This window comes from Thermosynechococcus sp. Uc, assembly GCF_029335995.1.
In the GTDB taxonomy this organism is placed as follows: domain Bacteria; phylum Cyanobacteriota; class Cyanobacteriia; order Thermosynechococcales; family Thermosynechococcaceae; genus Thermosynechococcus.
In genome coordinates, this window is record NZ_JARJMS020000088.1 from 1 (window position 1) to 12562 (window position 12562).

At 53.0% G+C, this 12562-nt stretch carries 11 protein-coding genes; 7 read left to right on the forward strand and 4 right to left on the reverse strand.

The annotated features are described in order from the left end of the window. The first annotated feature begins 123 nt into the window (after positions 1-123). On the forward strand, positions 124-492 hold the full coding sequence (locus tag P3X23_RS09455; protein ID WP_300875895.1) for a thioredoxin domain-containing protein: 369 nt from the start codon (positions 124-126) through the stop codon (positions 490-492). A gap of 13 nt (positions 493-505) precedes the next feature. Then, positions 506-1663 (forward strand): DUF58 domain-containing protein, encoded by a 1158-nt coding sequence (locus P3X23_RS09460; protein WP_300875898.1) that lies wholly within the window; start codon positions 506-508, stop codon positions 1661-1663. A 3-nt stretch (positions 1664-1666) separates the two neighbouring features. Here the strand turns inward: P3X23_RS09460 and P3X23_RS09465 are convergent, their stop codons facing one another. Continuing rightward, positions 1667-4357, reverse strand: coding sequence for a CHAT domain-containing tetratricopeptide repeat protein (locus P3X23_RS09465; RefSeq protein WP_300875900.1), 2691 nt, complete (start codon positions 4355-4357; stop codon positions 1667-1669). Positions 4358-4811: 454 nt separating this feature from the next. Between P3X23_RS09465 and P3X23_RS09470 the strand changes: the two genes are divergently transcribed. Further along, positions 4812-5072: a hypothetical protein gene (locus P3X23_RS09470; protein ID WP_300875903.1), complete on the forward strand. Its 261-nt coding sequence runs from the start codon at positions 4812-4814 to the stop codon at positions 5070-5072. Positions 5073-5228: 156 nt separating this feature from the next. After that, on the forward strand, positions 5229-5444 hold the full coding sequence (locus P3X23_RS09475) for a hypothetical protein (RefSeq protein WP_300875906.1): 216 nt from the start codon (positions 5229-5231) through the stop codon (positions 5442-5444). Here P3X23_RS09475 and P3X23_RS09480 read toward each other — a convergent pair. Beyond that, positions 5441-6886 (reverse strand): DUF58 domain-containing protein, encoded by a 1446-nt coding sequence (locus tag P3X23_RS09480; protein WP_300875909.1) that lies wholly within the window; start codon positions 6884-6886, stop codon positions 5441-5443. The genes P3X23_RS09475 and P3X23_RS09480 overlap by 4 nt on opposite strands. Then, a complete protein-coding gene (locus P3X23_RS09485) occupies positions 6883-7824 on the reverse strand; it encodes a MoxR family ATPase (RefSeq protein WP_300875912.1) in 942 nt (313 codons plus the stop codon). Before P3X23_RS09485 ends, P3X23_RS09480 begins: the two co-directional genes overlap by 4 nt. A gap of 129 nt (positions 7825-7953) precedes the next feature. On the opposite strand from P3X23_RS09485, the gene P3X23_RS09490 reads away from it, so the two are divergent. Both P3X23_RS09490 and P3X23_RS09495 read left to right on the forward strand, forming a co-directional pair. Continuing rightward, positions 7954-8682: a hypothetical protein gene (locus P3X23_RS09490; protein ID WP_300875915.1), complete on the forward strand. Its 729-nt coding sequence runs from the start codon at positions 7954-7956 to the stop codon at positions 8680-8682. 129 nt (positions 8683-8811) lie between these two features. Next, positions 8812-11340 carry a glycogen/starch/alpha-glucan phosphorylase gene (locus P3X23_RS09495; RefSeq protein WP_300875918.1) on the forward strand — a complete coding sequence of 843 codons (2529 nt, stop codon included), beginning with the start codon at positions 8812-8814 and terminating at the stop codon, positions 11338-11340. Between the two features lie 55 nt (positions 11341-11395). On the opposite strand, the gene P3X23_RS09500 is transcribed toward P3X23_RS09495, so the two are convergent. Further along, positions 11396-11758 (reverse strand): DUF6464 family protein, encoded by a 363-nt coding sequence (locus P3X23_RS09500; RefSeq protein ID WP_300875920.1) that lies wholly within the window; start codon positions 11756-11758, stop codon positions 11396-11398. A gap of 123 nt (positions 11759-11881) precedes the next feature. On the opposite strand from P3X23_RS09500, the gene P3X23_RS09505 reads away from it, so the two are divergent. Then, positions 11882-12532, forward strand: coding sequence for an exopolysaccharide biosynthesis protein (locus tag P3X23_RS09505; protein ID WP_300875922.1), 651 nt, complete (start codon positions 11882-11884; stop codon positions 12530-12532). Positions 12533-12562 lie beyond the last annotated feature (30 nt).

Below are 12562 nucleotides of genomic sequence, written 5' to 3' on the forward strand. Positions count from 1 at the left end.
GGGCATCATTGTCTAAATTGTCTAAGCTATTTTTGATCCTACGGCATTCTATCGCCGCAAATCCCTACTGCAAAACTGCCGCTGGCTGTTACCATGATCCCAAGACAAAACGAGATAACAAACGTGAAGGGCATTCAGAAACTTAGTCTTGAAGGATTTCAGCGGCAAATTCGCAGTGCTCCTGGGCCTGTGATTGTACATTTCTGGGCCCCTTGGTGTGGCCTGTGCCGCCTCATTGATCCCCTGCTGGATCAACTGGAGCAATCACTGCCGCAGCGGTTGCAAATTCTCAGAATCAATGCTGATGAAAACTTTGCCTTGAGTCGTCACTTTCAATTGCAAAGCTTACCAACCCTTCTTTTTTTTGATCGCGGGGAATTGGTGCAGCGGTTTGATCCTGTCCTTGTCAAGGGGGACTTGCGTCAAGCCTTTCAACAACTGCTTGCCCACTCCTTTCCCAGCCTATTGCCTGTTGAGTCGCATCGCTTTTAAGACCAACATTCCGATGACGAAACTGCGTCGTCTCAATCAGTTTTTAGAGGAACGCTGGGTAACCCCTGCCTATGCGGGACTGCTGTTGCTGGGCATGAATTTATTTCTCTTTGCAGCAGCCATTAACTCGATGGCGGGTTGGCTCTATGTCATTACAGGGATCATTGTTGGTCTGCTCTTGGTGGCCGCGATCCTGCCGCCTCGGTACTTGCGGGGATTGGTGTTGGAGCGAGCTAAGGCGGATCCAGTGCATGCGGGCGATCGCCTGCGCCTCACGGTCTTTCTCACAAATGTTACCCAAAGACCCCGCCATGACCTGCAAGTGATTGACCCTGTTCCCCGGGGCCTCTGGTCAGCCACCCAGCGAGAATTTCCCCAGCAAGCAATTGAGGAGTTGTTGCCGCAACAAACTGTTCCTTGGCAGTACGATCTCATTCCACCGCGGCGGGGGATTTATGAGTGGCAGCAACTTTGCCTCCGCACCGCTGCCCCTCTGGGACTCTTTTGGTGTCAGCGCTCATTTCCGGTGCCGCAACAGGTGGTGGTTTATCCACCGGTTTTGCAACTGCAACAGTGTCCTTTACTGGATCAACTGGGGCAAGAGATTTCCCAAGAGTGGCGCGATCGCCAGCATCATCTGCACGTGGCTCAAGAGGGGATTACCCGCTCATTACGTCCCTACCGCTGGGGAGACCCTTTGCGTTTGGTGCATTGGCGCACCAGTGCCCGTTATGGCGAGCTGCGGGTACGCGAGTTTGACACCTTTAGCGGCGGCAATGCGGTGACCGTTGCCCTTGATACCCGTCCCCACTGGAGCGGAGAAGACTTTGAGCAGGCGGTGATTGCGGCGGCCAGTCTTTATCTTTACAGTTTGCAACAGCAAATTCCTGTGCAGTTTTGGAGTCCCGCCACGGGGATGCTCCACGGTCAATCAACGGTACTGCGGGCACTGGCGGCGATCGCCCCCTGCGAAACCTATGCTGAGTATCCCATTGATTCCCTTGTCTGGCTCACTGGTCAATGGCCGAGCCCTGAGCCTTTGCCCCCTGGCAGTGTCACTGTACTCTGGGGAGAGCCGCCACTGCGTCAGCAGGGGGCAATTCTCTGGATTGATCGCGATCGCCCCCTAGGGATACAGCTACAAACCGCGATCAATTACCCCCTGGCTTAGGGTCTAGGGAAGTGGGCGCCACTCACCACTGCTGACAAACGCCGCCCAAAAATAGGGAATTTGCTTACGGGGGTCATTGATTAACTGCAACTGCGCTTGCCGTAGGGCTTCACTGCGTCCCTTGCCTGCCGCTAAGTTTTGATAAAAGGCAACCATGAGTTGTTGGGTGGTGGTGTCATCCACCTTCCAGAGAGAACTCACTTGAGTACGTGCCCCTGCCAAGGTAAAGGCTCGCCGTAGTCCATAGACCCCATCGCCATTGAGAATATCGCCGCGTCCGGTGTCACAGGCAGACATCACCACTAACTCCGTACCATCGAGGTTCATGCCGGTGACTTCAAAGGCGGTTAGCACGCCATCATCCACCCCACTCTGCCGTTGATTGAAGCCCGCCAGCGCAAGGCCAGAGCGCAGGAGGGGGTTTTCACCACCAAAGGGGACATAGGCATTGAGACCACGGGTATTTTGCAGCACTTGGGAAGACAGGGGTGGACTTTCTAAGAAAAATCCATGGGTAGCCAAGTGGAGAATACGCGGGCGCTGGGTTGCTTTGAGCGCCGTTTCCGTAGCATCGCTGCCTGTGAGCACTTGGGCTTGCGGCAAAAGCGTACTCAGGGCTTTTACCTCGGTGGCCGTCCCCGGCAATTCGGTGAATGTGAGGCTGCGCAAATCCAGCGATCGCGGGTTTATCCCCCGCTGACTACCTGCTCCAGCACGACGACTCCCCTGACTAAACGTGGGATTCCCTACTACCAAGGGGGGATTTGCGGGTTTACCCCGCTGTTGTAGCCGCAGTAAGTCGCGGCCTGAAGTCAGCAGCGTGATTGTATAGGACTGCACCAGATAGCGCTCCTGCCGATCCACCAAGGCCTCAAAGGATAGGGTATTCAACTGGCCATCGGGAGCCACCAGCAGATGGGTACTGCCTGCGAGAAAGGATTCCAGAGGAGCCAAGAGGCGCTCATAGGCTGCCTTCAAAGAGGGCTTAGTTACCGTAGCCGGCAATCTTGGATCCGCCATTCCCTGTCGTGCTGCCTTGATTAGGGGATTCACCTCCGCCACAGTGCCCAAGTCGCGCCATTGGGGAGCGCCACTATTCTTCAGGGCATAGAGGGCGTAGCGGGGGGCTTGCCAACGGTTGGTTTTCGGGTTGTAGGGGACATATTCAATAAATTCCAGCAACACGGCATGGGCGGGAATTGCTTGCTGTACCGCACCTAGGGTAACGGGGGTAACTTCTAAACGGAAATTAGCATTTTGGCTCACCAGTTGTGCCTCCAGTTGGTTGGCACGCTGTGCCAGTTGGCTAATTTGGCTGGCTAGGGGTGGGCGATCGCGGACAAATGTAAGGCTGGCAATCTGGGTTCGCAGCCGAATGAGTTCATCCAGTTGCGGCTGGCTGGATGCATCCAGTTGACTGCGCAGACGACTGGCCGTTGCTGCCAAAACATCCAACAACCGACCTTTGCGGCGCAAAATGGTTGTCAACGCTAGGTTGGCCACTGCTGGATTTTGGGGATTCCCTTGCAAATGGAAGGCAATGGCTGTATTGGTTGAGTCCTGAAACGTTGCCAGATAGTTGCGTTTATATTCCTCAGAGCCAACCACTAGGTTACGGCTGAGGTTGACCTCTTCGATGTCAAGAGCATGGTTGAGAGCGGTTAAAGCCTCATTGATGGTTCCCTGGGCCCAGTAGGCTTTTGCTAAATTAGCAAGACTCAGCGCCAAGTAGGGATGCTCGCCTCCAAGGGTGCGCTGCCGCAGGGCGATACTGCGTTGATAGAGAGGAAGCGCTGCCCCATAATTGCCCTGTACCCGATACAGTTCAGCGAGATTGTTGAGGCTCGTAGCTACATCGGGGTGATCTGTGCCGAGAACCTTTTCGCGGATTGCTAAACTGCGTTGATAGAGAGGAAGCGCCGCCCCATAATTGCCCTGAGCGCGATAGAGTTCAGCAAGGTTATTCAACACCGTTGCCACTAGGGGATGTTCTTGCCCCAAGGCAGGTTCAAGTAGCCCCAGACTGCGCTGATACAAGGGCAATGCCGTGGCTAAGCTGCCCTGCAAATGGTACATCACTGCTAAGTTGTGCACACTCAAGCCCACATCGGGATGGTTCTTGCCAAGGGTTTGTTCACGAATTGCTAGGGCGCGTTGATAAAGAGGTAAGGCCTCGCCGTAGTTACCCTGATCGGTGTAAAGATTGGCGAGGTTATTGAGGCTGGTGGCCACCTCAGGGTGAGTTGCGCCTCTGGCTTTTTCACGGATAGCTAAGCTGCGCTGATAAAGGGGAATTGCTTCACTAAAGTTGCCCAATTCTTTGTAGGTAACAGCAAGATTATTCAAGGTAGCGGCAACCGTGGGGTGATTGGCTCCTAAGACCCGCTCGGCGATCGCCACTAATTCCCGCGACGGTGCCACTGCTGCGCCATAATTCCCCTGTTTTTGCAACTGCTCAATCTGGTTGGTTAGGGCAATAACATGACGACTGTCGCCGCCAAAGGGCGTTTTGCGAATTACCTCTAGCTCACTAACGGCTGCCTGATAGCGCTGTTGCAGGGTATCCAATCGCTGCATAATATCGCGCAGTTGCTGGGCTTCATTTTGCGCCAATCCCCACCGCTCAAATCCTGTGGCTGTGGCGATCGCCAATAGCATTGCAAACCAACACCGCTGGCTGAACAACTGTTTCATAGGGCACCTGCCGCTGCTACTACCTTCATCCTAGATAATGACGTTTGGAATGCATTCTGATGTAACAACAAATTACAGCTGTTCTCCAGTTGCTGGCGGTTGTTTATAATAGAGATGTTACGGTTGTTAATAATTTCAAAATCTCTCATTTTCAAGACCTCTCAGCCACAGCAATGGTAGCCTGAATAACCTAAGAGCAACAGTTTTAGCCACTCTTGAAAATACTGGCAAAAATCAAAATAGAAGCTACAGCAAGCTTAACTGGACATCCATCTAGCCACCATAAGTATGTAAATAAAGATGATTAATTTTTTGATGAATTTTTTCAGTGTTTTCAATGACTATAAGGTATTAACCATGACGAGAGATGACGCCTGTGTGCTGAACAGGTCATCACTATCAATTAACGTCTCTTCAGTCCATGTTCTGCATCAACCTAGCCGAGAACCATTTTATGGATAGCGATGGTTATTCGTCAGAGATTTTTACCCTGTTGCGGCAGTTTTTCCCCTTGCTAATCAGTCTTTTGGATGATGTCTTGGCGGTTGCCCTCGCTCGCTTTGGCTGCCATGTTCCTTGGTTGGAGAAGATCATGCCTTTTGTCTTCAGTGGAGTGACACTTTATGTTGTCATTCACGCTGGCAAGGTAATCTACGAGTTTTGGCAGCGGAAACGCCACTTCTCCTCCCCGCCAAATGTGTCGTCCTTGCAATAGTGTTCGCAAATTCCCACAAATCCCACGGCATTTTCGTCGTCACTTTTGCAATTGCGAGCGATCGCCTTATGATTGAGGTGAGGCCTATCATCTGTTTGATGGGGGAAGCGCACGGAAGCCTGTGTACCGTGAACAACGGTCAATGGGAGGCAGTCTATGAAACCACAACGTTCAGATTTCCCAGCCAGTGAGCAGGAATTTATTCGACGCCAAGTGGTGAGTCAACTGCTGCAAGCGCGTCTGCGGGCAACCTGTGGACTGGCACAGACCGCGACACCCCTCCTTCTAGCAACACCAACGGGCGATCGCCCACCCCTACAGCCATTGCCAGAAACGGGGGATAGGAGCGTCATCGAGCCTAGCCAAACCTAGAGTCGGCCACGGGCTTTTAGCAACAGATAGCGATCCACCAGTTGCTCACTCACCTGATCTGCTGGCGCATCGAGCACAAGAACCCCCTGTTGTTCAAGGTGGGTAAGAGCACGCTGTCGCTGATGCAGCAGATCGAGGGCTACAGCCTGCTCATAGAGGCTGGCAACTTGATCCACGGGAGCCAATGACTGTGGCCTCAAAGGGCGGTGGGCAAGGGTTTCGATGTGGCGATCGCGCAAAGCAACACAGAGGGATAAAAAACGGGGGGTGAGGCGAGCCATGGCCGCGAGTAGTTCTTGGGAGGCGACTTCATCAATCACTTCCGTAAGAACCACCACAAGGGCACGACGGGGATAGTGTCCTAAAATTGCACTGACTGTTCCCCCATAGTCGGATTCTGCAAGCACCGGTTCACAGCAATAGACCTGATGGAGGATCTGCCCGAGATGGGAATTCCCACTTTGGGGAGCAATCCAGGTATGCAGTTGCTGATCAAAAATCCCCAAGCCCACCTTATCTCCCCGTCGCAAGCCCGTCAAAGCCAGTGCTAATGCCGCGTTTAAGCCCCAGTCAAAGCGTTTCAAACCCGCTACAGTAGCAGTCATCATGCGTCCCCGATCCAAGAGAATGATGAGGGTTTGATCCCGTTCTGGCTCCATGGCACGCACCAGCGGTCGTCCTCGGCGGGCACTGGCCTTCCAATCCATGAGGCGCAGATCATCCCCCAAATGGTACTCCTGCAATTCCGCAAACTCGGTTCCCCCTAAGGCATAGCGTCGTCGCCGTAAGCTGCCACTGGACTCTAAACTGAGGCGAATCGAAAGCGATCGCAACCCGATTAAATCAGGATAGACCTCCACTTCAGTGACAAGCGGGGCAAACCAGCGTCGCCACGCCAAACCCCAAGAACTGCGCAGACGCACATCACAGCCTGACCATTGAAAGGCACCGCGTCGTGGGGGAAACACATGGTACAGGAGTTCCAGCGTCCTCTGGGGAAGTGCCATAAAGGCAAAGTAGGGAGTATCGCCTGTAAACTCAGCAGGCACATCGTCGTAGAGTTCAACCCAGATCTGCTCCCTCAAGGAAACCTCACCACAGGTGTGTAGCTTGAGGCGAATCGGGTTTTGCCGACCAATGGAGAGCCGTGACTCACAGGTGCGCTCTAGGGTAATCTGCCAGCGACCCATACGGATGTAGTCCCACACAGACACGCCGAAAAGCACCAGATCGTACAGCACCATCAGCACCAGTCCTAACCCCAAAGACCAATAGCGCAACCGTTCCTGCAGTACTCCTGGGGGAACCACGTCGGCGATTGGCCACAGTTCTGCTGGCAGGAAAGCAAAGAGTATCCCTAGGAGCAACAGGCCATAGAAACGCACGGTGGGAACCCAGCGGGGGCGATGGCGACCAAACTGGTAACTAGCAGGTGCTTTCATCGAGGGACAGCAACTTTAGCGAGAATACCTTGGATGACTTGGGAAATTGTGATGCCGTCTAACTGAGCTTCGGGCTTGAGAATCAAACGGTGTTGCAGCAGTGGGGTGGCGATCGCCTTTACATCTTCAGGGGTAACGTAGGTGCGATCCTCTAACCAGGCCTGTGCTTGAGTGGCACGTAACCAGCCGATCGCCGCTCGTGGGGAAGCCCCCAACAGCAGTTCTGGATGTTGACGACTGGCCTGCACCAAGGCCAACAGGTAATCGAGCACTGCAGGCTCCACATGGACTTGCCGCACTTGTTGCCGTGCCGCCAAAACTTGCTCAACCGTAATCAATGGCTTCACATTCAGTTGATCGAGATCCCGAGCTTCAAACCCCGCAAGGACATTCTCGAGCATTTGCCGTTCGGAGGCCGCCTCCGGGTAGGGCACTACTAATTTGAATAGGAAGCGATCGAGTTGGGCTTCCGGCAGCGGATAAGTGCCTTCAAACTCTAGGGGGTTTTGGGTGGCCACTGTCCAAAATAAACCGGAGAGGGGAAGGGTGGTGCCGTCTAGGGTCACCTGCCGTTCTTCCATAGCTTCTAGGAGAGCTGCTTGGGTTTTGGGGGGGGTGCGGTTAATTTCATCCGCCAGCAGCACTTGAGTAAAAATTGGCCCCTTGCGCAGGCGAAATGTGCGACTATTAAAGTCAAAGATACTGGTACCGAGAATATCAGCGGGGAGGACATCGGGCGTGAGTTGGATACGGCGAAATTCCGCTGCAATAAGACGAGCGAGCAGCTTCACAAGAAGGGTTTTGGCGGTTCCCGGCACCCCCTCAAGGATGACATGGCCTTCGGCGAGGAGCGCCACAATTAACCCTTGGGCGATCGCCCCTTGACCGACAACTATCTCATTGAGATGCTGCTGAAGGCTACGAAAAAGCTCTTTCACACCAATTCTGTCACTCCTAGACTCCCCCAATGCTAGCAGAGGCTTTGACAATCTCCCTTAAATTGCAATTAATTGATTGCAGCCGAGGGAAATTGCTAAAATACCCGCTGAGGGATCTTTAGCAAACCTGTGACCCCAACCACTTCTACGACTGCCACCGCTGCCCAACAAATCCTCCAGCACCCCCAGCACAGCCGCCTTTTTAAGCTACTGTATGCTCTTCAGCAGAATCAGTGGCCGACCCAGGCGCCGTCGTGGACCCTCAGCGATGTGGAACAGGCACTCATCCAAATCCTTGAACAACTGAAAACCCCCACCCTCTTAGGACAGCGCCTAACTGCCATTGTCAATAGTCTCAATAAAGCACATGCCTATCAGGTTCTCTCAGCAGCACTGCTGCAAATTTTGGTGCCCCTCTACACTCAATCCCCTACAACAACACTGACCATTGAGGCACCAACCCTCAGCACTGCAGAACTCTACGAGTTGCGCTTAGAAGTGACTCGTTACTGTACCCCCTTGCACATGAAACTCCTCGTGGCTGCCCTGTTGACCCCTAAGCCGGTTCATCCCCAAAGTCTAGAGCGGTTTACCCTCATTGATTTACTGCAACGTCTGACTCGCCGCTATGGTGATCTAGAGCTCCTACAGATGCAGATGACTAGTGCTTTGGCGCGTTTGCCGGATGATCCCCTCTATGCCAGTGGGGGCGATCGCCTGATCAAACTTCTGAGTACACTCTATCAACGCTATCAACAAAGCCAAGCCCCAGACGCTACCCTTGACAGTCCCCCTCCACCTGACCCCTTAGAAGCTGAGGAAGAACTCACTTGTCAAGTGTTTCCCCAAGGTCAATAACATAGGGAAAGGCTTGCCCCCTTTGCTAGTAAAAAGATTCTGTACTTCGCAGGGAATCTTTAGCAATCGCGGTAAAACAGAAGGGAAGGGCTGATTATATCGCGTTAATTCTTTGCGAGGATTTCTCCAATGACCAGTCTCATTCCGCCCGGTTGTCCCGCGGTGCTGACGGAAGACGACCGCACCGGTACGAGTATTGAAACCCTGCGCCGCGCCTTTATGGATAATCTCTTCTTTATCCAGGGCCGATTTCCCGAAGTGGCGACGAAAAATGATTACTATTTGGCATTGGCCTACACCGTACGCGATCGCCTGCTGTTGCGCTGGCTGAATTCCGCGAAAACTTATCGCGATCAAGAAAGTCGCACCGTTTGCTATCTCTCAGCCGAATTTTTGCTAGGGCCGCACCTTGGCAATAACCTAGTTAACCTCGGACTCTATGAGGCGGTGGAGGAAGCTGTACGCCAAACAGGGTTGAATCTCGAGGAACTCCTGAATCAGGAAGAGGAGCCTGGCCTGGGGAATGGGGGGCTAGGGCGCTTGGCTGCCTGTTATATGGATTCCCTTGCCACGTTGGAAATTCCCGCCATTGGCTACGGCATTCGCTACGAATATGGCATCTTTGACCAAGAAATTCGCGATGGTTGGCAAGTTGAGATTACGGATAAGTGGCTACGCTACGGCAACCCTTGGGAAATTCCCCGTCCAGAGTTAATCCTGCAAGTGAAATTTGGCGGGCATACCTACAGCTACACTGACGATCAGGGACGCTATCGCGTGGTCTGGGAACCCCACCAAGTAATTCAGGGCATGGCCTATGACACACCCATCTTGGGCTACAAGGTCAATACCGCCAATCTGCTGCGTCTATGGCGGGCAGAGGCAGTAGAGTCCTTTGACTTTCAGGCCTTTAACACCGGCGATTACTACGGTGCCGTCAATCAAAAAATTGCCTCAGAAAACATCACCAAGGTGCTCTACCCCAACGATGAGCAATTGCAGGGCAAAGAACTACGGCTGATGCAGCAATATTTCTTCTGCTCCTGTGCCCTGCAGGACATGATTCGCCTTTACAAGCAATTGGGAAATAACGATCTCAGTCGCTTCCATGAGAAGTTCACTGTCCAGTTGAACGATACCCATCCAGCCATTTCCGTGGCTGAACTGATGCGCCTATTGGTGGATGAGCATCTCATGCCTTGGGATCAGGCGTGGGACATTACCTGCAAGACCTTTGCCTACACAAACCACACCCTCTTGCCGGAGGCATTGGAAAAATGGCCGTTAGATCTTTTTGGCTCACTGCTGCCCCGCCACTTGCAAATCATCTACGAAATTAACCAACGCTTCCTCGATCAAGTGCGCCTACAATATCCGGGGGATAACGATCGCCTGCGGCGGCTGTCAATTATTGATGAAAGTGGCTGTCGCTATGTGCGCATGGCACACTTGGCAGCAGTGGGGAGTCATGCCATCAATGGGGTGGCGGCACTGCACTCAGAACTCTTGAAACAAACGGTGCTCAAGGATTTCTACGAGCTAACGCCGGAGAAATTTTCCAATAAAACCAATGGCGTTACCCCCCGCCGCTGGATAGTGCTCAGCAATCCGGGATTAACCCGTATAATTACCGAGCGCATTGGTGAAGATTGGGTCAAGCATTTGGAGCAATTGCGACAATTGGAACCCTGGGCAGAGGATGCTGAATTTACTGCGCAGTGGCGAGCGGTAAAATATAAAAACAAAGAACGCCTTGCGGAATATATCAGCAATCGCGTCGGGGTAACGGTCAACCCCCATTCTCTCTTCTCGATTTTGGTGAAGCGCATCCACGAATACAAGCGGCAGCACCTCTGCGTCCTCAACGTGATTACGCTTTACCAGATGCTGAAGGACAATCCCCAGCTGGACATGGTGCCCCAAACATTTATTTTTGGCGGTAAGGCGGCACCGGGCTACTACATGGCCAAGCTGATCATCAAGCTCATTAACTCAGTGGCCGATGTGATTAACCGTGATCCAGCGGTGCGCGATCGCCTGAAGGTGGTATTTTTACCCGATTACAATGTGACTTTAGGACAGCGGGTCTATCCAGCAGCGGATCTCTCGCAGCAAATTTCCACAGCGGGCTATGAGGCCTCAGGCACAGGGAATATGAAGTTTGCTCTCAATGGGGCGTTGACAATTGGTACCCTCGATGGTGCCAACGTGGAGATTCGCGAAGAGGTGGGGGCAGAAAATTTCTTCCTCTTCGGCCACACGGTGGAGCAATTACAGGAATTGTGGCGCAACGGCTACCGTCCGTGGGAGTTTGCCAATGGTAACCCAATGCTGAAGCGAGTCCTTGACCTAATTGGTTCTGGCTATTTTTCCCATGGGGATACAGAACTCTTTCGTCCGCTTGTTGAACACCTCTGGCAAAACGATCGCTATTGCCTCTTGGCAGACTACCAAAGCTACGTGGACTGCCATCAACACGCGCTTCAGGTCTATCAAGATCAAGCCCAATGGACAAAAATGTCTATTCTCAATGTGGCACGGATGGGCAAATTTTCTAGCGATCGCGCCATTCGCGAGTACTGCCAAGACATCTGGCACGTTGAACCTGTGAAAGTTGTCCTACCGGAAACATCCTATATGACGCCTCCTGTGCAGTAGGCGAACTGTTTTTGGCTCGCTCTACCCCCCGATGCTCCTCCTAGGGAGGGGCTTTTTAAGGCTCTCGCGACTGGTAATCTAAACAGTCTGGGCAGGAGCCTTGGGGGTTCACAGCACAGCGCAACAAAGGTGAAAGGGCATTCCAGCGACAGGAAGGGTCTCCAATTACCCACCGGCCATTGACCAGCCGGCGATCGCTAGTGGTGTCACTGGGCTGCACATAGAGGGCGATTTTTTCCAGTTGATAGCGTCCACCACGAAAGCAGTAGCGATGACGGCGTTCTAACACCGTGTAGGTTTCCCCTTCATGATCCACATGGCAGCCGGGTTGGGGTGTCCAGTCGAGATAAATCTTTCCCAGCGCTCGCCGGGGGGTGATCAAGTGCAACTCTGTCGGTAAGTCAGATGGGGTTGCCATTTCTTCAGTTTGCTCGCGGCCTGAGGAGCGCCTGTCAACTGTATTCGGCATAACTTACAATCACTCTAGCGTATCCTAGCAGTGGCAACATTTCCACGCTTTCTTAATTTTTAATTAATTTTTATGGCAAAACTGTCCACTGACCTCGAACGTGCCTTTTTGAGTCCTGTGCCCACCCCCAGCGATGGAGAGGTTTTAACGCAGCAACTGGTGTCCTTAGGGGATATTCTTCAGTTGGCTGCAGAGCGAACCTTCGGCTTTTTGTTGGCCGTTCTTTCGTTGCCGTCGGCGCTGCCCATTCCAGCTCCCGGTTACTCCACCCCCTTTGGCATTGTGCTGCTACTGTTGGGCTGGCAATTGCTTGTAGGTGCCTCAACCCCTTGGTTGCCCCCCCGGCTGCTCAAGCGCACGATGCCGCGATCCCAGATTCAAAAGATTGTGCGCACAGCTTTGCCTTGGCTGCGACGGATTGAATTGATCTCCCGTCCCCGCTTGCGCCCCATTTGCGCCACCCGAGGTGGACGTTTGGGTTTAGGAGTTGCGGTGTCGCTAATGGCGATCTCAATGATTTTGCCCATTCCCGGCACGAACACTATTCCAGCCATGGGCATTTTTACGATTGGCTTTGGTCTTTTGGATGAGGATGGCTTAATTAGTCTGGCAGGGGTAGTCATTTCTCTGATTGGCTTAGCCGTGACCACCTCAATTCTTGTTGCCCTTGCTTGGGGGGGAAATAGTCTCCTCGATGTACTCAAGGCTGGGCTGCACTTGTAAGACAGCAAGCCTGTGGTGAGGTAGGCGCTA